This is a genomic window from Wenyingzhuangia sp. IMCC45574, from assembly GCF_054182685.1.
In genome coordinates this window covers 1,187,934-1,212,743 of sequence record NZ_CM135169.1, presented here as the reverse complement: position 1 = coordinate 1,212,743, position 24,810 = coordinate 1,187,934, and the positions used below count along the sequence as shown (strand labels likewise).

Here is a 24,810-nt window from a genome sequence, read left to right as displayed (position 1 = left end):
ATATGAAAAAAATAAGTACCCTGTTTTTTCTTTTAATTTTAGTGTCTGTTCAAGCACAAAAAAAAGATTTTAATCAAAAATTAAAAGAGCATGATGTTTTAAAGCTAGATGGTGATATTCAGTTTTTTAGGAATCAACTTCCTTTTAATGCAAGTAATGAATTTGATATATCAGTTTTAACGAAGCCGCAAAAACTTAATTTTCCTTTGGCTTTGTGGTCAAAAGGAGGACTTAATAAGAACCCCGCAAAAGGCTATGGGACTATCGTATTTCATTTTGAGTTGCCTGATGTTTATCATCAATATTATCTAGATATTGAAAGAATAACAGGAGGTTGTGAAATTTGGATCAACAATCAATATCATTCTGAGTTTGGTGTTTTTAGTAAAGACATACAGCAATCTTCTTCTAGAGGTACTCCTCTTGTTTTAAAACTTCCAAAAAAGAAAAAAAATACGGTTGCTTTTTTAATTAGTAATAACCAACACCATTGGGGGGGAGGTATTAATCGTAAACCAAAACTATTGGTTGAAGAAGCGATGTTAAAACATGCAAAAGAGGAGAGTATTAGCGATTATATAGCTTTTGTATTTCTTTTGTTTTTAATGTTGTATCAATGGTATTTGTACGCTTTACACAAAGAGAGAAAATATATCTATATGGCTTTCATTTGTATTGGATTTAACCTGCGAACCATTGTTGTTAAGCAGAGTATTATGTATGATTTTATCCCGAGTATTCCATTTTCGATAGTTCAAATATTAAGATATATTTCTATTCATGTTGTGTGTATAAGTGTTCTTCTTTTTTATAGAGAATTCATTCCGAAGCAAATTAATAAAAAAACATTTTTGTTTTTTATTACTGTCCAGAGTGTTGGAATTGTTGTGTGTTTGTTACTTAATACTTACCGTGTAACCCAGTGGGCAGCATTTATGAGACTTTTTATAGTAGCCCAAATTGTATTTTGTTTTTGGTTTTTAGGTTTAGCAGTATATAAAAAAGAGAAACATGCTAAATTGTTATTGATAAGTGTATTTGTTGTATTGCTTTGTTTGGTGAATAATGTTTTACATGCATCGTATATAATTCAGACTTTTTTTATAGGCTCTTATCTGTCTTTGATTTATCTATTAGTTCAAACCGTCGTAAACCATTATGTACAAAGAAATGTTCAGCAACAAATATTGTCGCTTTCTAGGGAGCTGGGAGATCAGAAAAATAAAGTTTTGTCATTAGAGTTAGAAACTGTAACTAGAATTGAAGAAAAAGAAGCATTAACAAAATCATTAAAAAAAATAGAGGGTAAAAAAAGTGAAATAGATAAGGTGATTTCAGGCATACAAGCCAATGCTAAAGAGGAACAAAGAATTAAGACTATAAGAGAATCATTTAAAGATACTCTGGGCTTTAAAGAAAGATTGACGCAAAAACACCCTAAACTCACCAAAACCGATATAGAAATAGCTACGTTGATTGTTATTGGAAAAACCCGCCAAGAGATTGCCGATTTAAGAGGGGTTGAGGTGAACACCATAAAAACTTCTCGTAACCGTTTGCGAAAAAAACTAGAAGTGCCAGTAGATGTTTTATTAGACGATTATTTAAAAAAATATAGAGAATAGAAGTTTTTAGTGGGTATACCCCTGTAAATATGCCTTTGTAACCCCAATTGTAACCCCTGTAAAATTTTGTAATTAGTTGTTGAACCCTAGTTTTGGAGTTGGTAAAAATCAACTTTATGACAACTAAACTACTTTCAAAACTTTCAGCACTCCTTTTTTATGTATTATGGGCAAACTCAGTTTTTTCTCAAGTTACGGTAAACAGCACTACACTCACTCAGAATGCCATAAATGTTGCTACGACAGCCATCGAAGATACCTCGGGTAATAGCTTTGAAGGTATTAGTGATGATACTACTTATAATTTTACAACCATATCCAACAGTGCTCCTAGTTTTACCTCAAGCCCTGTTACTACAGTTGATGAAGGAGTGGCTTACAGTTATGCAATTACCACAGAAGATGTTGAAGGGTATGCAGTAATGGTAACCGGAACTACCCTTCCTGATTGGTTAACCCTAAACATGATAACTGCAACTGTAACTGTAAGTACTTTTGCAGGATCAGGAAGCTCGGGCAATACCAATGCCAGAGGAACTACTGCAAGATTTCATCATCCTAGGGCAGTAGCTACAGATGCTGCAGGAAATGTCTATGTGGCAGACCAAGGGAATCATCAAATTCGTAAAATAAGCCCCTCTAGAGAAGTAACTTTATTGGCAGGAAGAGGTTTTGAGGGATCTTCAAATGGTACAGGAGCTGAGGCTTATTTTAACAATCCTTATGGGGTGGCTGCAGATGCTGCAGGAAATATCTATGTAGCAGACAGAAGTAATCATAGAATCTGTAAAATAACACCCGCAGGAGTGGTGACTACTCTAGCAGGATTAGAGATCTCAGGAAATATAAATGGTACGGGTACTGCTGCTCGTTTTAAGGGACCTAATGGGGTGGCTGTAGATGCTGCAGGAAATGTGTATGTAGCAGATACAGGGAACCATAGCATTCGTAAAATAACACCTGCTGGAGTGGTGACTACTCTAGCAGGAACAGGAAGTGCTGGAAATGCGAATGGAAATGGTACAAATGCAAGTTTTAATTCTCCCGTAGCACTTGCTATTGATGCTACAGGTAACATTTATGTAGCAGATGCAAACAGCCATAATATTCGTAAAATAGATACGGCAGGTAATGTAACCACCTTAGCAGGAACAGGAAGTGTTGGAAATGCAAATGGAAAGGGTATTGCTGCAAGTTTTAACTCCCCTAGAGGGCTGGCTGTAGATGCTTTTGGAAATATCTATGTCGCCGATATGAGCAACCATCAAATCCGTAAAATAGACACGGCTGGAAATGTGACCACTTTAGCAGGAACAGGAAGTATTGGAAGTACGAATGGAACTGGGACGAACACGAGTTTTAACAATCCTAGAGGAGTGGCTATAGATGCTTTTGGCAACATTTATGTCGCCGATCAAAGCAATCATAAAATTCGTAAAATAGAGACAATTTCCAATTACGAGCTTGTAGGAGATAGTTCAGGGAATGCTGGTGATCATTCTGTGGTATTGGAAGCCAATGATGGCAATGGAGGGATAAGTACGCAGAGTTTTACCATTACCGTAAATGATATTACTCTTCCAATTTTTAAGCCCTTAAACTCTATTCCTCAAGACAATGCTATAGGTGCTTCTATAACCAATGATATTGTCCTAGGTTTTAGCGAAGCTATTGTAGCTGGAACGGGTGCTATTGTTTTAAGAGATGTCACTGGAGCTGCTGATGTTGAAACCTATAACATCAGCACAGCAACCGCTACTACCACTCCCGCAGCAGGAGCATTGGGAATCGATGATGATAAACTTTATATCAATCCAACCTATGAGTTGTTGAGTAATAATGAGTATGCCATTCAAATTGCTACGACAGCCATCAAAGATACCTCGGGCAATGCCTTTGCGGGGATTGACGATGAAACTATCTTTAATTTTACCACAATTGATTTTACAGCACCTACTTTTGATGTTGACAACTCTATACCCAATGATAATGCTACGGATATTTTTATAAACGATGATATTGTCTTGGCTTTTGACGAAGCTATTGTAGCAAGAACAGGAACTGTTGTTTTAAAAAATGTTACAGGAGGGGCGGATGTGGAAACTTATGATATCAGTACAGCAAAGGCCACCACCACGCCAATCGCAGGAGCAATAAGTATTGTGGGTAATAAACTTTACATCAATCCAACCAGCGATTTGGATTTTGGAACGATGTATGCCATAAATGTTGCTACGACAGCCATCGAAGATACCTCGGGTAATAGCTTTGAAGGTATTAGTGATGATACTACTTATAATTTTACAACCATATCCAACAGTGCTCCTAGTTTTACCTCAAGCCCTGTTACTACAGTTGATGAAGGAGTGGCTTACAGTTATGCAATTACCACAGAAGATGTTGAAGGGTATGCAGTAATGGTAACCGGAACTACCCTTCCTGATTGGTTAACCCTAAACATGATAACTGCAACTGTAACTGTAAGTACTTTTGCAGGATCAGGAAGCTCGGGCAATACCAATGCCAGAGGAACTACTGCAAGATTTCATCATCCTAGGGCAGTAGCTACAGATGCTGCAGGAAATGTCTATGTGGCAGACCAAGGGAATCATCAAATTCGTAAAATAAGCCCCTCTAGAGAAGTAACTTTATTGGCAGGAAGAGGTTTTGAGGGATCTTCAAATGGTACAGGAGCTGAGGCTTATTTTAACAATCCTTATGGGGTGGCTGCAGATGCTGCAGGAAATATCTATGTAGCAGACAGAAGTAATCATAGAATCTGTAAAATAACACCCGCAGGAGTGGTGACTACTCTAGCAGGATTAGAGATCTCAGGAAATATAAATGGTACGGGTACTGCTGCTCGTTTTAAGGGACCTAATGGGGTGGCTGTAGATGCTGCAGGAAATGTGTATGTAGCAGATACAGGGAACCATAGCATTCGTAAAATAACACCTGCTGGAGTGGTGACTACTCTAGCAGGAACAGGAAGTGCTGGAAATGCGAATGGAAATGGTACAAATGCAAGTTTTAATTCTCCCGTAGCACTTGCTATTGATGCTACAGGTAACATTTATGTAGCAGATGCAAACAGCCATAATATTCGTAAAATAGATACGGCAGGTAATGTAACCACCTTAGCAGGAACAGGAAGTGTTGGAAATGCAAATGGAAAGGGTATTGCTGCAAGTTTTAACTCCCCTAGAGGGCTGGCTGTAGATGCTTTTGGAAATATCTATGTCGCCGATATGAGCAACCATCAAATCCGTAAAATAGACACGGCTGGAAATGTGACCACTTTAGCAGGAACAGGAAGTATTGGAAGTACGAATGGAACTGGGACGAACACGAGTTTTAACAATCCTAGAGGAGTGGCTATAGATGCTTTTGGCAACATTTATGTCGCCGATCAAAGCAATCATAAAATTCGTAAAATAGAGACAATTTCCAATTACGAGCTTGCAGGAGATAGTTCAGGGAATGCTGGTGATCATCCTGTGGTATTGGAAGCCAATGATGGCAGTGGAGGGATAAGTACGCAGAGTTTTACTATTACGGTAAATGATATTACAGCACCTACTTTTGTAAGTGTCAATTCTACACCCAATGACGATATTGTCTTGGCTTTCAGTGAAAATATAGCCTTTGGCACTGGAAACATTACCATAGTAGATGTTGCCAATGCTTCCAATTTTGAAGTGTTTGATGTCACTACAAACAATATGGGTAGTGATAACCCTAGTGCAGGTCATATAGGAATCTCTGATGACAAACTCTATATCAATCCAACCAATGAATTGGCGCATGGAATAACATACTCTATTCAAATTGCTTCGACAGCCATCGAAGATACCTCGGGTAATGACTTTGCGGGGATTAGCGTTAATTTTACCACAGAAGAAAGTATTGTAGTATCGGCCAGTACACCCACTCAGAATGCAATTGCAGTTGACACCACAGCCAATGTAGGCATAACATTTAGCAAGAGTATTGATGCAGGTAGACTAACTGGAAGTTCCATAAAAACTTATGGTTCCAATGGACTTCCATTAAGTTTTGCAACCCCAACGGTAAACAATGCGAATGTGACCTTTGACTTTACTAGAAATTATTTCCCTGGAGAAATTATTACCACCACATTTACAAATGCTGTAGAAGCTACAGATGGTAGCAATTTAACTCCATATATCCATCAATTTACTACAGGAGTAAGTGCAGATAGCCCTGCTAATTTTCCATTTGGACAAAATAGAGTAACCACCAATGCAGATGGTGCATATGGAGTCTATGCAGCAGACTTAAATAATGATGGCCATTTAGATTTGCTTTCTGCATCTTTTGGAGATAATAAAATCGCTTGGTATGCCAATGATGGTTCAGGAAATTTTAGTGCCGAAAAAGTAATTACGACCAACGCGGACAGAGCTTTGATTGTGTATGCAGCCGATTTGGATGGCGATGGCAATTTAGATGTGTTGTCAGCCTCTTACGATGATGATAAAATAGCTTGGTATAAAAATGATGGTTCAGGGAACTTTGGAGCGCAACAAATCATAGGCTCAGGAGTTACAGAAGATGGAGCCTCTAGTGTATTTGCAGCCGATTTGGATGGCGACGGCGATTTGGATGTACTGACCACAGCTGGAATTGGTGATACAGTTTCTTGGTATGTAAATGAAGGGGCTGGTAATTTTGGAGCGCAACAAGTAATTTCTAACTTAACAAACGGAGCTTTTAGCGTATACGCAGCAGACATGGATAATGATGGCGATTTGGATGTATTATCGGCTTCTTCTTCTGACGATAAAATTGCTTGGTATGAAAACGACGGTAATGGTAATTTTGGAGCGCAGCAAGTAATTACAACGTTAACCGACGGAGCAAGAAAAGTGTATGCAGCCGATTTGGATGGCGATGGAGATTTGGATGTGTTATCTGGCTCATTAAATGACGACAAAATCGCTTGGTATGAAAATGATGGTAAAGGTAATTTTGGTTCGCAGCAAGTAATTACAACTTTAGCGGACGAAACAAGAAGTGTGCATGCAGTAGATTTAGATGGCGATGGAGACTTAGATGTTATTTCAGGATCTCAAGAAGATGATAAGGTTGCTTGGTACGAAAACCAAGGATCAGGAGTTTTTGGAGCGCAACAAGTAATTAGCACTCAAAATAATGCGGTAAATATTGTGTATGCAGCCGATTTAGATGGCGATGGAGATATGGATATTGTTGCAGCATCGCAAAAAGATGATGAAATTGCATGGTATGAAAATACAGAAGAACTTGCCGTTACAAATATAACTCCATCTCAGAACGCAAAAAACATAGCTGTTGACACAAATGTTACCTTAATGTTTAATGGAGATGTAGCACAAAGCACACTAACCAATAGCAACGTGGTAGTGCAAGGTAGCAATGGAACACGTTTAGACTTTACAACCTCTTTTTCTAATAACAAAGAGGCAGTCATAAATCCAACAAGAAATTATTTTGCAGGAGAAATTGTAACTACAATTGCCACTACAGGTATCCAACATACTTCTGGAGCTCCTTTAGCAAAACCTTTTATCAGTCAATTTACTGCAGGAGTAAGTGCAGACAGCCCTGCTAATTTTTCATTTGGACAAAATATTGTATCAAATTCAGCTGATGGTGCCTATGGAGTATACTCAGCAGATTTAGATGGAGATGGCGATTTAGACATTCTGGCTACCGCATTTAGAGACGATAAAGTTGCTTGGTACCAAAATGATGGTACTGGAACTTTTAGTACAGAAAAAATTATTACCAATAATGGGGATGCGAATAGACCAATTGGCGTCTATGCTGCTGATTTAGACAATGATGGCGATTTAGATGTATTGTCTGCCTCTACCGAAGATGATAAAATTGCTTGGTATGAAAATGACGGTAAAGGAAATTTTGGAGCACAAAAAGTAATTAACAACAGTGCAGGTTCTGCTGTAAGTGTTTATGCTGCAGATTTAAATGGAGATGGGTATTTAGATGTATTATCTGCTGCTGCTGGAGGTGATACTATTGATTGGTATCAAAACATTGGAAATGGTACTTTTAGTACAGCAAAAAACATTAGTACATTAACTAATGGAGCCTATAGTGTATATGCTGCAGATATAGACAACGATGGCGATTTAGATATATTGTCTGCTTCTGCTTCCGATGATAAAATTGCGTGGTATGAAAACGATGGTACAGGTACTTTTGGAACGCAACAAATCATTGCAGTGGGCACAGATGTAGATGCTGCCAGATGTGTTTATGCCGCAGATTTTAATGGAGATGGGTATATAGATGTGCTTTCTGCTTCCCAAAATAACAATCGTGTGGCTTGGTATGCTAACAATGGCGATGGTACTTTTGGGTCACAACAAATCATTACCAATGCTGCAAACGGTACAAGATGGGTACATGCCGCAGATATCAATGGTGATGGCAATATGGATGTCATTTCTACTTCTCCATCAGACAATACTGTTTCTTGGCATCAAAACAATGGTACAGGTACTTTTGCTACAGCACAAATTATAACTACCCAAGCAGAAGGTTCTGTAACAGGAATCTATGCATCTGATTTAGACAATGATGGGGATTTAGATGTCATTGCTGCATTGCAAAACGATGATGAAATTACGTGGTATGAAAACGCAGAAATAATTCCTAAAGTAACTAGTGTAACAGTACCAACAGATAGTACCTATGCTGTAGGTAATTCTTTAGATTTTACGATAACTTTTGATGACAATGTAATTGTAGAGGGCACGCCACAATTAGAAATTACAATTGGAGAAATTATTAAGCATGCCATCTACCAAAATGGAACAGGTACTACAGATTTAGTATTTAGCTATACAGTTCAGTCGGGTGATGAAGATGATAATGGAATTGAAATAGGTACTTTAGATGCTAATGATGGTACTTTAAAAGACAATGATGGTAACAGTGCTGATTTGACGTTGAATGCGATTGAAGATAGTAGTAATGTTTGGATAGATGGTATTGCTCCTAGTATTCTTTCTACATCCCCTCTAGATAATGCAACTAATGTAGCAGATGATGGAGATTTTGTATTTACATTCAGTGAAGATATATCATTTAATGGTAATGTAACCCTCCAACAAGGAGATGATGATTACAGTCTAATTGAAGTTAGTAATATTAACAATGTATTGACATTTAATCTAAATGGAGTTGAATTAGAGGAAAATACTGTATCTAGTATATATATTCCATCAGCATCTATTGCTGATTTGGCTGGAAACTTCCTTATTGGAGAAATAAAAATTAACTTTACTACTGGAGATTTTACTGCCCCAACTTTTGAAAACAGTACACCAAGTGCGAATAGTATTACAGGAACAACTTTTAACCTAGAAACTGATATAGACGAATCTGGAATTATTTATTATGTAGTTCTTGCTGATGGAGCTACAGAACCCACAGCAGCAGAAGTAAAATCAGGTACTGGAAATGAAGGAGCAACACCTATTACAAGTGGCAATGCTACCGTAAATTCTGGTGATTTTACATATTCTTTTAACATAACAGAGCTTGACTCAGATACGAGCTACGATGTTTATGTATTAGCCGAAGATGACGCAATTACACCCAACCAAACTAACGTAAAATTAGTAGAAATTACCACAAATGATATTACACCTCCTACTTTTGAAAACAGTACACCAAGTGCGAATAGTATTACAGGAACAACTTTTGACCTAGAAACAGATATTAACGAAGCAGGAACTATCTATTATGTTGTATTGGAACATAGAGCAACTGCACCCACAGCAGCAGAAGTAAAAGCAGGCACAGGAAATGGAGGAGCAACGTCTATTATAAGTGGTAATGCTACTGTAAATTCAGGAGATTTTACAAATACCTTTAATGTATTATCTGGGTTGACTTCTGAAACAGATTATGATATTTATGTGGTAGCCGAAGATGATTCAGTTACTTCAAACTTACAATCAGAACCAACTTTAGTAGAAATTAGAACACTAGATATAACTGCACCAACTTTTGATAATGATACTCCTGTTATAAGTAATTTAACAGAAAAAACGTTTACTTTAGAAACCAGTCTAGACGAAAAAGGGACTATCTACTATGTAGTTCTTACTGGAGAAGCAACTGCTCCAAGTACTTTAGATATAAAGGCAGGTACAGGTTATAATGGAGCGTCTGCTATTTCAAGTGGAAATTCTACTACGGATGATGCAAGTTTTTCATTCTATTTTAGTATTTCAGGACTTCAGTCTAAAACTAATTACGATGTATATATTATTGCAGAAGATGATTCAGATGATCCAAATATACAAGATAGTGCCACTGTTATACAGGTTACAACTTTAGATCTTACAGCCCCATCTTTCAAACGTAGTAATTCAGTGCCTAAAAACTTTGCAAAAGGTGTAGCAGTTAATACTACAATAGTGTTAGACTTTAATGAAGACATTGCTTTTGGTTCAGGAAATATTACACTTAAAAACCATCTGAATGATGATAAAACACAAACTTTTAATGTTTCAAGTGGAGTTTCTAATACTAATAAGCCTGGAAACGGAAAAATAGGAATTTTTAACGATAAACTTTATATAGACCCATTAGGCAATTTAGATGAGTCCACATTATATGAAGTGGCTATAGACCAAGATGCTATAAGAGATACTTCTGGAAATTCTTTTTCAGGTTTCTATACAAATACATTTAATTACCAATTTGAAACGGGAGACTTTACAGCACCTACTTTTGAAAACAGTACACCAAATGCTACTAGTATTACTGAAACAAGTTTTAACCTAGAAACTGATATAGACGAATCTGGAGTTATTTATTATGTAGTTCTTGCTGATGGAGCTACAGAACCCACAGCAGCAGAAGTAAAATCGGGTACTGGAAATGGAGAAGCAACACCTATTACAAGTGGCAATGCTACTGTAAATTCTGGAGATTTTACATATTCTTTTAACATAACAGCGCTTGTCTCAGATACGAGCTACGATGTTTATGTATTAGCTGAAGATGACGCAAATACACCAAACCAAACTAACGTAAATTTAGTAGAAGTTACCACAGATGATATTACACCTCCTACCTTTGAAAACAGTACACCAAGTGCGAATAGTATTACAGGAACAGCTTTCAATCTAGAAACAGATATTAACGAGGCAGGTACTATCTATTATGTGGTACTTTCAGATGATGCTGCTGCACCCACTGCTACTGAAGTAAAAGCAGGTATTGGAAATGAAGGAGCAATATCTATTACAAGTGGTAATACTACTGTAAATTCAGGAGACTTTACGAATATCTTAAATGTAGCTGGGCTGACTTCAGAAACAGATTATGATATTTATGTAGTAGCTGAAGATGATTCAGATACTCCAAATTTGCAACAAGATGCCACTTTAGTAGAAATTAGAACACTAGATATAACTGCTCCAGAAATCATCAGTTTTACAAGAAAAATCCCTGAAGAAGAATTAAGTACTGATGATACACTCACATTTTTAGTCACATTTACAGAAGATGTTGTAAATGTAGATGCAACTGACTTTGAAATTAGTGGAGTAACAGGAGCTACAATTGGTATAACCAAAAATTCACCTTCTAGCTACGATGTTTTGATATCTGGTGGAGACATAGCTAATTATAATGGAACTGTTGGGCTAAATTTATTAAGTAACCATAATATAAAGGATTTGGCTAATCTTACATTAGTTACTACAGAACCTGCCACAGATGAAATCTATGAATTAGATAACACTGCTCCTGCAATAACTAATATTATAGTACCTACTAATGACAACTACAAATTAGGAGATGAGTTACTATTTACCCTCAATTTTTCTGAAGAAGTTAATGTAGAAGGTTCACCAAAACTAAATATGACTATAGGAGCGGTAACACAACAAGCTACATACCAAAGCGGAACAGGTACTACAAATTTAGTCTTTAGCTATACTGTTCAATCAAATGATATAGATACAGATGGTGTTACTATTAGTACATTAGATAGTAATGAAGGTAGTATAAAAGATATTGTAGACAATTTAGCAATCCTAACTTTTGATGAGGTAAATACAGACATAAAAGTAGACGGAGTTATTCCTACAGTATCAAATATTACATCACCATCTAGTATTTATAAAGAAGGTGATATTTTAGAATTTACAGTGGTTTTTAACGAAGAAGTTTCATTAGTTGATGGAGATACACCAAAGTTAAACTTTACAATGAATGAGAGTACTCGTCAAGCAGAGTATGCTAATACTGGTCAAGTGTCTAACGAGTTGATTTTCATATACAATATTCAATCAAATGACGAAGCTACGAATATAGATGTTGTTAGCTTAAGTAACAATAACATACAAGATACTGCTAGCAATCTTGCCGATATAACTTTTAACACTATTAGTCTTCCAGAGGTACAAATAGATGGAATTAAACCAAGGGTAAGTAGTATTACTGTACCTACAGATGGCACTTATGGTATAGGTACATCTCTAGATTTTACAGTTGTATTTAGTGAAATAGTAGTTGTAGATATCAGTGAAAACACACCGCAATTAAGTCTTACTATAGGAGAAGATGCTAAAAAGGCAACCTATCAATCAGGTACAAATACCAATAAATTAACGTTTAGTTATACCATTCTAGAGGGGGATTTAGATGTAAATGGAATTACCATTGATGAATTAAATGTGAATAACGCAACAATAAACGATGAAGCAGGAAATACAGCCGATTTAACCTTTACTAAAGTAACTAGTAATATAGTAGTAGATGGTAACATACCAAGTATTTTTACTGTTTCTGTGCCAGAAAATAAAACCTATAGCGTTGACGAAAGTTTAGATTTTACCATCACTTTTGATGAAAGTGTAATTGTAGAGGGCACACCACAATTAGAAATAACCATAGGAGAAACTACCAAACAAGCTACCTACCAAAGTGGAACAGGTACTACAAATTTAGTGTTTACTTATACTGTGTTATCTGGTGATGAAGACAATAACGGAATTGTAATAGGTACTTTACAAACAACAAATGAAAATTCATTAAAAGATAGTGCAGGGAATAATGCAGATTTAACTTTAAACTCAGTTGCAGAAACCTCAAATGTTTTGGTAGATGCCAATGCACCCATTTTAAACAGTTTAACGTTATCTGGTACGCCAGTTGCAAATGCAGCTTCAATAACATATACGGCCGTATTTAACGAAAAAGCATTTTTAGTAAGTGCAGACGATTTTACATTAACCCAAACAGACACTGCCATTGGTACCATAGGTGTGCCTACAACAACAGACAACATTACCTGGTTTATACCTATTAGTAATATTACTGGTACAGGTAGCTTACGTTTAGATTTAAATGTGGGTACAGATATAAAAGATAATTTTGAGAATACTAACCCAAGTGCAAAAACTGGAGACGATACTCATAACGTAGATTTAGATCTACCAGAACTTGACAGATTATATTTTGAGGGTAAGCCATATGGTAATGCAACTTCAATAACTTTTATTGCAGAATTTACAGAAGAAGTAAGATTAGTAAGTGCAGACGATTTTACATTAAGCACAACCAATACTGCCAATGGTACAATTGCCACAATAACAACAGAAAACAATATTGATTGGTTTATAACAATTAACAATATAACTGGAGATGGTACTTTACGACTAGATTTAAATACGGGTACGGATATTGAAGACAACGCAAATAATGTTGGCATCGAAGCAAAAATTGGAGAGAGAACATATACGGTAGACAATACCTTACCTGTACTAAACAGCTTATCTATTAATAATTCACCAAGTATTAACCAAGACTATATTTACTATACAGCAGTGTTTAGTGAAGAGGTTAGTTCAGTAAGTCCCGACGACTTTATCTTAACTACAACAGGTAATGTTGTTGGTACTATAGTAAACACATCTAGTAATGGTTTAAATTCTTGGCAAATAGTTATTACAGATATTTCTGGTGATGGTACGTTACGATTAGATTTAAAAGAAGATACAGACATTAAAGATTTATCAGAAAACACAAACCCAGCAGCCAAAATAGGAGATGATATACATACTGTAGACACTTCTGAACCTATATTTAGTGAGTCCGAATCTACACCTGTACATAATGCTACAAACGTTTCTACATCAAACGATATTATTCTTGTCTTTAATGAAGCTATTCTTCTAGATTCAGGAACCATAACGATAAAAAGAAAAAACTCTAATTCTAAATATGAAAAATTTGATGTAGAAGATGATTTGGAAGAAGATGCTGACAAAGCTACCACTCCAAGTGAAGGGAAAATTGGTGTTTTAGAAAATAAAATTTACATAAACCCAACCTCAAACTTAGTTGAAAATGTTGAAATCGAAATTTTAATAGACGATGATGTAATTACTGATATAAATAATAATTATTTTGCAGGTCTAGAAAGCGATAATGGGCAAACTTACAATTTTACCACTGGAGATTTTACAGCACCAATTTTAGTTGGTTCTGAATCTACACCTAAGCATGAAGACACAGGAGTTTCAATGACCGATAATATTATTCTTCAATTCAATGAAAATATAGATTTAGGAACAGGAAATATCCATTTAATAGATGTCAATTCTAATACGATTGTAGAACAGTTTAACGTAGAAAGTGATTATATAGTTATTGAAGATTTATTAAATGGAAATGAAAGAGATGGAGGAGATGATGAAATTGATAATGGTGGTAAAATATCAGTTGCAAGCTATAAACTATACATTAATCCAACCCTAGATTTAGAAGAAAATACAACGTATGCCATTCAGATTGATGCAGCAGCAATTATTGATAGGAGTGAAAATAGCAACCTATTTCCAGGTATTTTCAATACTACTACATATAATTTTACTACCGAAGACATTACACCTCCAACAATTGTTATTAGCGATTCTTATCCAAAACACGAATCAGACAATTTTGTTGGTACCAATATTATTTCTATTGCTTTTAGTGAAAACATTCTTCTTAACCCTGATTATGATTCTAGTTATAACTTCATGGCTATTGTTAATACAAATAATGATCTCAATTCTGAAGAATTTAACAGTTTAAATTACCAGCCAGAAACTACAACACCAGACGAGGGGAACATTAGTATTGTAAACAATGTATTATACATAAACCCTACCGTTAACTTTACAGAAGGCAACGAGTATTCTATTGAGATAGTAGATGATGCAATACAAGATAACAGTGGTAAATTCTTTGAAGGTTTAGATGAGTCCTATTATTTTTATATTACCAATACCACCCCTCCAGAAATTGTAGAAACGTTACCAGCAAATAATGCTATAGATGTAAATTTAACAGATAATATTGTCGTTGAATTTAGTAAAAACATAGCATTTGGTACTGGAAATATTACCATTACAGATGGTGCCGATTTTTATGAAGAGTTTAATGTAGTTACAGATATCTCGATTAATGGTAAAATTGGTATAGTAGAAGGTAATACTTTAATAATTAACCCTACTTTAAACTTTGAAGAAAATACCAATTATTATGTGTATATAGACGAAACAGCAATAGATGACACTTTTTTAACTCCAAATAGCTTTGCAGGAATTACCAATAAAACAACCTTTAATTTCACAACTGGTTCTGCAGGTAATGTTCCCTTTTATATAAAAAATACACTACCTGCAGACAATACAGCAGATGCTTCTTTGTCTGACAACCTAGAAATTACTTTTAACAATAATATTGATATTGAAAGGTTTGGGGGAGCACTTCTTATTTTTAAAGTGAATGATGAGTTAGAAAACTTTGATGACTATGGAGATGAAGATCCTGTCGAAGTTTTTATTTTAGGTCGAGATTTTAAAGGAAATACAAACAATCCAGGTTCTGGAGGTGTTGGTGTTGTTGACAATACATTGTATATCAACCCAATCAATAATTTCGATGCAAATGAAGGGTATTTTATTATATTATTCTCAGGAATACAAGATCTCTCTGGTAATAGATTTGGAGATATACAAGATATAAGTACTTTTAATTTTTCTACTTATCCTACCATACCTACTATAGAATTTGATGCAGCTAATTCTGTACCAACAAATAATGCAATAGATGTATCTACAACAGGTAACCTAAAAATTGCGTTTAGCAAAAATATTGTTTTAGGAACACAAAACATTTACATCAGAGATGCAGATAATAATGGTGAAGTTTTTGAAGTTTTCAATGTAGAAACAGATAGTGATGGTACAACCAACAATCCATCAGAAGGTAAAATAGGTATAGAAAATAATTTTTTATATGTAAACCCAACCAATAGCTTTAATGAAAATAATGCTTACTTTATTATTATTTCACCAAGTGCTATAACAGATGAAAATGAGGCTGTATTTGCAGGTATTACTAATGAAATGTCTTATCATTTTACCACTGGCGAATTTACTCCTCCTGTTTTTGAAAACAGCACCCCAATTGCTTCTAACATTACAGGTACAACTATTACTTTAGAAACTGACATAGACGAAGCAGGAACTGTGTATTATGTAGTACTCGCAGATGGAGCTACAATACCAACTGCAACAGAGGTAAAAGCAGGTACAGGTAATAATGAAGCAACACCTATTAAAAGTGCTAGCGCAGTTGTAGATAATGCAGACTTTACAAATAGTTTTAGTATCACTGGTCTTAGTTCAGAAACCACTTACTATGTGTATGTGGTAGCAGAAGATGATGAAAGCACTCCAAATGTGCAAGCTAGTGCTACTTTAGTGGAATTAACTACGCTAGACGTTACTGCTCCTATTTTTGAAAACAGCACCCCAATTGCTTCTAACATTACAGGTACAGCTTTTACTTTAGAAACTGACATAGACGAAGTAGGTACTGTGTATTATGTAGTACTCGCAGATGGAGCTACAATACCTACTGCTGCAGAAGTAAAAGCAGGTACAACTGCTATTACAAGTGGTCATACAACTGTAAATTCTGGAGATTTTACTTCTAACATTAACATTACTGGTCTTAGTTCAGAAACTGCTTACGATGTGTATGTGGTAGCAGAAGATGATGAAAGCACACCAAATATGCAAGCTAGTGCTACTTTAGTAGAAGTTACTACGCTAGACGTTACTGCTCCTATTTTTGAAAACAGTACCCCAATTGTTTCTAACATTACTGGTACAGCTTTTACTTTAGAAACTGATATAGACGAAGCAGGAACTGTGTATTATGTAGTGCTTGCAGATGGAGTTACAGCACCTACTGCTGCAGATGTAAAAGCAGGTACAGGTAATAGTGGAGCAACACCTATTAAAAGTGCTAGCGCAGTTGTAAATAATGTAGACTTTACAAATAGTTTTAGTATTACTGGTCTTAGCTCAGAAACTGCTTACGATGTGTATGTGGTAGCAGAAGATGATGAAAGCGCACCAAATGTGCAAGCTAGCGCAACTTTAGCGGAATTTACTACGCTAGACGTTACGGGTCCTGTTTTAGATATGGAAAACTCAATACCACAAAATGGTCAAGATGGTTTTTCTGTATCAGACAATATTGTTCTCGTTTTTAATGAAGATATTGTATTTAATGAAGGTGGTAGTTTTTTTATTAGTTATCGTAACCTTTATGGTGACACAAGTTTTAACTTTTATAAAGAAGATGAAGAAGAGTATTCAATCAACGGTCCAAGTGCTGGTAAATTTAGTATTGAAGGAAATAAACTACACATAAATGCTACTTTAGAAAACAATATTAATTATAGTTTAAGTTCATCATATAATGCTATAACAGATTTAAGTGGAAACCTAAGTTCTGCTATTAAACATGATAGCTATAATTTTATTGTAGGTGCAGAAGATGGAACTAGACCTGCTATTGATGGTGAAAAATCAATACCAGCAAACAACGCAATAAATGTATCTGCAACAGATAACATAGTAATTGCTTTTACTGAAGATATTAAAACTGCATATAATGGTACAACAATAAGCATAAAAAGTATTTGGAATTCTGAGGTAGAAACTTTTTATAAAGATGAAGATGAAGAAGAGTATTCAAGCAATGGTCCAAGTGCTGGTAAATTTAGTATTGAAGGAAATAAATTATACATTAATCCTAGTAATCCTTTAGCAGATAACACAAGATATGCTATCAGTTTTAGTTGGGGATTTATAACAGATTATAGTTATAATATTTCGTTTGGAATAGCAGATGATGATGATACAACCTATACTTTTAGTGTTGGTATACCAGATACTACTCCACCAGCCATAGATGGTGAAAACTCAATACCTGCAGACAATGCAACTAATGTATCTACTTCAGATAATATTGTAATTACTTTTAGTGAAGATATTCAAACCGATTATGAGGCTATTAATGGTCTTTTTTATATAAAAAATCTTTGGGATACAAACGATGAGAGATATTTTAGAAAAGAAGATGAGATGGAGTATTCAATAAATGGTCCAAGTCCAGGTAAATATTATATTGTAGGTAATAAACTATACATCAATCCAGGTTCAGATCTAGAAGACAATACAAAATATTCCATTAGGTTTGAAAATGGAATTATTAAAGATTATCGAAATCATTCGATGGCAGATATCAACAATGATACAACCTATAACTTTACGGTTGGTGTTTTCGATACTATTCCTCCTACCATAGATACGCAAAATTCAATACCAAAAGACAATGCAATAAATGTATCTACAACCAACAATATAGAAATTGCTTTTGATGAAGAAATTCGATTCAGTTTTATAAGAGAGGGCGATGAAATTAGATTATCGAAAATTGATGAGGTTACTACCGTTGTTGAATCGTTTAATTTTCATGATTGGTTAAGTGATGAAAGTAATCTAGATAAAGGAGAAGTAGGTATTATTGGAAATAAACTTTATATAAACCCAACTTTAGATTTAGAACCAAACACAAATTATGCTGTTACGTTTCATGGCTATGTTATCATAGATTTTAGATATAATCCTTTAGCCGAAATTCTAGATTACGAAACTTATAATTTTAAAACTGGCGAATTTACTCCTCCTGTTTTTGAAAACAGCACCCCAATTGCTTCTAACATTACTGGTACAGCTTTTACTTTAGAAACTGATATAGACGAAGCAGGAACTGTGTATTATGTAGTACTCGCAGATGGAGCTACAATACCTACTGCTGCAGATGTAAAAGCAGGTACAGGTAATAGTGGAGCAACACCTATTAAAAGTGCTAGCGCAGTTGTAAATAATGCAGACTATACAAAAAGTTTTAGTATTACTGGTCTTAGCTCAGAAACTGCTTACGATGTGTATGTGGTAGCAGAAGATGATGAAAGCACACCAAATGTGCAAGCCAGCGCTACTTTAGTAGAAGTTACTACAGTAGACGTTACTGCTCCTATTTTTGAAAACAGTACCCCAATTGTTTCTAACATTACTGGTACAGCTTTTACTTTAGAAACTGACATAGACGAAGCAGGAACTGTGTATTATGTAGTACTCGCAGATGGAGCTATAGCACCTACTGCTGCAGATGTAAAAGCAGGTACAGCTGCTATTACAAGTGGTCATACAACTGTAAATTCCGGAGATTTTACTTCTAACATTAACATTACTGGTCTTAGTTCAGAAACTGCTTACGATGTGTATGTGGTAGCAGAAGATGATGAAAGCACACCAAATGTGCAAGCTAGCGCTACTTTAGTGGAATTAACTACGCTAGACGTTACTGCTCCTGTTTTTGAAAACAGTACCCCAATTGTTTCTAGCATTACTGGTACAGCTTTTACTTTAGAAACTGACATAGACGAAGCAGGGACTGTGTATTATGTAGTACTTGCAGATGGAGTTGCAGCACCTACTGCAGCAGAAGTAAAAACAGGTACAACTGCTATTACAAGTGGTCATACAAGTGTAAATTCTGGAGATTTTACTTCTACCATTAACATTACTGGTCTTAGCTCAGAAACTGCTTACGATGTGTATGTGGTAGCAGAAGATGATGAAAGCACAACAAATGTACAAACAAAAGCTACTTTAGTAGAAGTTACTACACTAGACGTTAGTGAACCTATTTTAAATACGTTAACTATTTTACAACCTCCATCTGGTAATACTCCAGCTAATTCAAACACTGTTGCTTACATAGCTGTTTTTAATGAAGTTGTAAGTTTCGTAAGTGTAGATGATTTCACCTTAACCAAAACAGGTACTGCAGACGGTCTTGTAACATCTGTAATTAACCTTGGAGGTAGTGGTACTACATGGGGTGTGACCATACTTTCTATTTCGGGTACAGGTACGTTGCGTTTAGACTTAAATGATAATACAAATATTAAAGATATCGCTGGTAATGCTACTTCAGGAAAAATTGGTGATGAAACGCACACGGTAGATACAGACTCTCCAGTACTGAATTCGTTATCAGTAAGTAATTCGCCTTTGGGTAACGCTACTTCAATTACCTATACCGCTATTTTTAGTGAAGCTGTAACTTTGGTTAGTGCTGATGATTTTAATCTTACCTATAGAAATGCTAAAATCGGTACACCAACAACAGTAAATAATATAGTTTGGGAGATTCCAATTACAAATATCACTGGAGATGGTTCTTTACGTTTAGATTTAAAGGCTAACACAGATATAGTTGATAATGTAGGAAATTTTGGTCTGGAAGCTAAAAATGGCGATTACACGCATACAACAGATTTTACAGAGCCAACTTTTGATAGTGCTAGTTCTTCACCAAACCATAACGGAATCGATTTTTCTGTAACAGACAATATTGTAATGGCATTTAGTGAAGATATCGCTTTTAGTAGAGGTAGTATTACCATTTATGATATAACGAATGGTGTGGATTTTGAAGTTTTTGATGTAGGTACAAACAATTCTGGCACCAATGACCCAAGTGCTGGAGGTCTAGGTATTTCTGGTGATAAAGTATACATCAATCCGACTAATAATTTGGCAAAAGGTGTTGAATATGCTATACACATTGACGCAACTGCTGTTGATGACTCTAGTGGAAATTCTTTTGATGGAATTTATAACAATACAACCTATAGTTTTACAACAGAAGATGATACTACTTTATCAATAAACGAGAATGAAACTGCATCGAATATGCTTCGCTTGTATCCTAACCCAGCTTCAAATCAAATTACGTTGCGTTATTCAGGAACAGAAGAATTGTTAAGAGCAAACATTATAAATTTACAAGGTCAAATGGTAATGAGTATTGATTTAAACAATTTTAAGAATAAAAAGGTTATGGATATACGTAGTTTAAATGCAGGTATTTATTTAATGGAAATACAAACGGAAAAACGAAATGTGATACAAAAGATTGTGGTTAAATAAGTAAAACAGTAATTTTAACAAAAGGAAAGGTCGTTTAGTGAATTAGTTCTAAACGACCTTTTTGTGTTTTGTGATTGCTAATTTAAGAGGGGGTGAGGTGAGTACCATAAAAACTTCTCGTAACGGCTTGCGAAAAAAACTAGAAGTTCGATTTTTTAGGGATGTTGTAGTTGTTGCGCAACCTTTTTAAGAAGTTGGCATCTAGTTAGTGAATAATTAATCAGAACTATGAAGATTAAAACTTATCTGCTATTTAGTTTGTGTTTTTTTGGAGGACTCATTTTTTCTTGTCAAAATGGTGATTCGGAAGATTATGATTGGGGAGAGTGTCCGAGTGTATTACCTCATTTTAAAATAAATGGAATAAAGTCACAAAATGCAAAGTTTGTAACGAATAAATATACTCGCTTAAGCAATCTTGAGGGGGATGTTTCGGTTCTGTGGGATAAATATGCTTTAAAATATCATTTGGAGACAGAATATATTGCCAAAAGAAAAATGATCAACACCAATGGATCCTTAATGGCTCTTTCCTGTATAGGGCCTGGTTATAAAGGCGGTGAAATAGGGATAGATACGTTATTTATAAGGACTACTTCAGATTATAATGAAAGTTATAAGGCTGGAGATACAATTAATGAAATTGTAGGAGTCGTTAATTGGAGTTACTATTATTATAACAATACAGATGAAGAAAGCTCTATGCCTATTTCAAATTATATTCAAGAAAACAAAGAGAAGGTTTTGAGTGAATATTTTGATTTAAAATTAACAGAAGCACCTACAAATACAGAACAAAAACATTCATTTGAGATAATCTACAAGTTAAATAATGGAGAAATTTTTAAAGAAATGTCATCTCCTGTGTTTTTAGAAAAATAGGGGTTGACATATCAATTAAAATAGCCTTTGATTAATTTTCAAAGGCTATTTTGTTGATTATGTCATTGGCACTTCTAACAGCTCCTTCCATATAACCCGAAAAGTCTGCATTGGTTTCTGTTCCTGCCAAAAACAAAGAGTTGTCTAAATAAGAGTTTTGGTATACGGAGTGTCCGTTGTTTTGATGCGGATACACTAAGTCTGAATATTCGGAGAAAACAAATTCATCTTTTTTCCATACATATTCTTCATATGTTAGGTAGTTGTGTATTTCTTTTCCATAGTAGTTCTCTAGCTGTTCTAGTACTAATTGTTTTCTTTCTTCTTTGGTGTGTTTGTAATAAGCTCCGTTAAAGAAACCTTTGAGTGCGTATAAATTGTCTTCTGCGTTAGAGTGATCGTACAATTCAGAAACAACACCGATATTGCTAAATAAGGTTCCGCTTAAATTATTGGTTCTCCAAAAAGGCTCATCAAAAGTAAATCCTATTTTAATAGATTCTCCCATCCATGTATGTGTCTCTTCCGCAATTTTTTTCAATTTAAGAGGAAGTTCTGGGGTTGTTTTTATGGTTTGAGAAAACAAATTAGGAGGCAATGTAGAAATTACTATGTCTGCATAAAATTGTTGGTCTTGAGTATGAACAATAAGCATGTCTTCTTGCTTTTCAATCAAATTTATTTGTTGATTCAGCAATAAAGATTGTTCATCTAGTTGATTGACTAGTGCTTTAATAATACTTTCGGTACCTCCTTGTACACGGTAGCTAGCTTCTTGGTTTTTGGGTAATTCAACAATTTGATGAGGAGCTGTGGACATAGGATGGTATATAGCTCTATCTCCTAAAATTTGCTCAAAAACCTCAAGGTTTAACTCTTTAATTAATGTTAAAAGTTCTGTGTGGTTGTGATGAATCCATGTAGCACCTAATTCTATTGGAGCTTGGTTGTTATTGTATTTAGTATAAATTCTTCCTCCTGGTTTTGATTTTGCCTCGAGTACTGTAACCTTGAAACCTTTTTTTTGTAGTTGGTACGCTGTGTGTAGCCCCGAGAGTCCAGCACCTATAATTATAATGTTGTTTGCCATGTTTCTAAGAGTCGTGCTAAGTTGCTTTCTATTACAGAGATTATTTGTTTTGTCTCTGGTTGTGAGTTTTATTTTAACTAGAGAATTGTTCTAAAAAAGTATTTAGATTCACATCTCTGTTTAAGTTCATTTTTTTACGCAACCTGCTTCTGGATACGTTTAGACTTTCTACACCTATTCCCATAATCTGAGAAATATCTTTGCTAGAGAATCCCAAATTAATAAATGCACAAATTTTTAAATCTGTCTTGGTAAGTTGAGGGAATTGTACTTTTAAGTTGTCAAAAAAAGAACTGTTTAAATTGGTGAAATGCGCATCAAACTCTTTCCATTTCTGAGAACGATTTATTTTTAGGGACTTTAGAATTTTTTGGATAATGGGTTTGTTCTCTTCGTTAAAATGGAGGGTGTTTAGTTGTTTTTTAAGATCTTCTAACATTCCGTCTCGTTCTATCAATTGCATGGCAGAGGAGAGTAATTCTTTGTTTTTAGACTCTAAAGCAATTTCGTTTTCTCTTGTTTTTTTTGCTTGTTCAAGCTTTAGTTGTTGTTGTATTTGTTTGTTGTGTTTGCTCTTTTTTACAAAATAGATAACAAGAAAAAGAATGATGACTAAAAATCCGCAAGTGTAAATAGTAATTTTAAGGTTTAAAATTCTTTTTTCTTGCTGTAAAACCAAGAGTTGTTGTCGGTTAAACTTTTCTTCAAACTTGTTGTTGAGTTCAAATAAGGTTTTGTTTTGGTTGCTTTTACTACCAAACAATTGCGTTCCAAGTCTTTTAGATTTTAATAGGTAGGTATAGGCTTTGTTGGTCTTTTTTTCTTGAAAATACAAATCAGATAAACGATCTAAAATGTCTAATTTAAAATCTGCGTGTAGCTCTCTTTGGTTCATTAACTCCAAGCTTTTCTCGTAATGAGCAATCGCCTTTTTGTTGTTTTTTTGAATACGGAACAAATCGCCTAGTTGGTAATAGATTAAGATGTTGATGTGTTTTTTTTGGCTGGAGAATTCGTTTTTAAGTTTGAATAATAATTCTCTAGCTTCTTCTATTCTGTAGGTAATTAAGTACAGTTTGGATAGTTGCCATTGAGAATAATAATACCCTATGTTTTCGGTATTCTTGTGCAATCCTTGTTGAATATTGTTTAAAAGGATGGTTTCTGCTAAAGGGTAATTTTTGTTGAGTTCGTATTCAAGATTGGCTCTCATAATATCTAAAGTTCTATCTAGGTATAGACTGTCTTTGTGAGTTTTGATGAGCTTTTTTAAGTCTTTGTAGTGAGTGTAAAACGTTTGGTTGGCTTTTTCCTTTTGTTCAAAAAGAATGTATAGCCGAGTTAAGCGAATTAAAATGTCTGCTTTTACATCAATAGGAATGTTTTTACGAATGTCGGCATGCATTTTCCAAGCTAAATCGTAAGCTTTGTGGTATTTCCCTGTATTTGCATAAGTGGCAATGAGTTGTAGTTTAGATTTTAAATAGGCAATTGAGTCTCCTGCTTTTTTATGCTGATTTGTTAGTTTCTCTATATACTGTACTTTCTTTTCACTACCAGAAAAAGGGCTTATTTCTGAAGAAGGTAGAGGGGGCTTGGGTTCATTTTCTTGAGAAAACAATATGACAGGAATGTTTATGAGAAGGTATAAGAATATTTTTTTGCTAATTGGCACTGTTATATAAGATTTAGATAAAACAATTTGTTTTACAGAGAAATAAGTGTGTCTTATCTTCTATTGTTAATATTATTTTAGATGATAAATATAAGATGTTAATATAATTCTATGTTTCAAAAAATCAAATTATTA

The 24,810-nt window shown here is 34.8% G+C and carries 5 protein-coding genes; 3 read left to right on the top strand and 2 right to left on the bottom strand.

The genetic code is table 11. From position 1 onward, the window contains the following. Positions 1–2 precede the first annotated feature (2 nt). The 3 genes from ACXHHC_RS05115 to ACXHHC_RS05105 all read left to right on the top strand — a co-directional run bounded on the left by ACXHHC_RS05115 (position 3) and on the right by ACXHHC_RS05105 (position 21,910). Complete coding sequence (locus ACXHHC_RS05115; protein ID WP_458228570.1) at positions 3–1,625, top strand: 7TM diverse intracellular signaling domain-containing protein; 1,623 nt, start codon at positions 3–5, stop codon at positions 1,623–1,625. Positions 1,626–1,741: 116 nt separating this feature from the next. After that, positions 1,742–21,028, top strand: a complete 19,287-nt coding sequence (locus tag ACXHHC_RS05110) for an Ig-like domain-containing protein (RefSeq protein ID WP_458228569.1) — start codon at positions 1,742–1,744, stop codon at positions 21,026–21,028. Between the two features lie 228 nt (positions 21,029–21,256). After that, positions 21,257–21,910: a hypothetical protein gene (locus tag ACXHHC_RS05105; RefSeq protein WP_458228568.1), complete on the top strand. Its 654-nt coding sequence runs from the start codon at positions 21,257–21,259 to the stop codon at positions 21,908–21,910. Positions 21,911–21,941: 31 nt separating this feature from the next. Here the strand turns inward: ACXHHC_RS05105 and ACXHHC_RS05100 are convergent, their stop codons facing one another. Together ACXHHC_RS05100 and ACXHHC_RS05095 are read right to left on the bottom strand one after the other, a co-directional pair. Beyond that, entirely contained in the window at positions 21,942–23,072 is a 1,131-nt protein-coding gene (locus ACXHHC_RS05100; RefSeq protein WP_458229227.1) for a flavin monoamine oxidase family protein, read from the bottom strand. 1 nt (position 23,073) lies between these two features. Continuing rightward, positions 23,074–24,621 carry a tetratricopeptide repeat protein gene (locus ACXHHC_RS05095; protein WP_458228567.1) on the bottom strand — a complete coding sequence of 516 codons (1,548 nt, stop codon included), beginning with the start codon at positions 24,619–24,621 and terminating at the stop codon, positions 23,074–23,076. Positions 24,622–24,810: the final 189 nt, after the last annotated feature.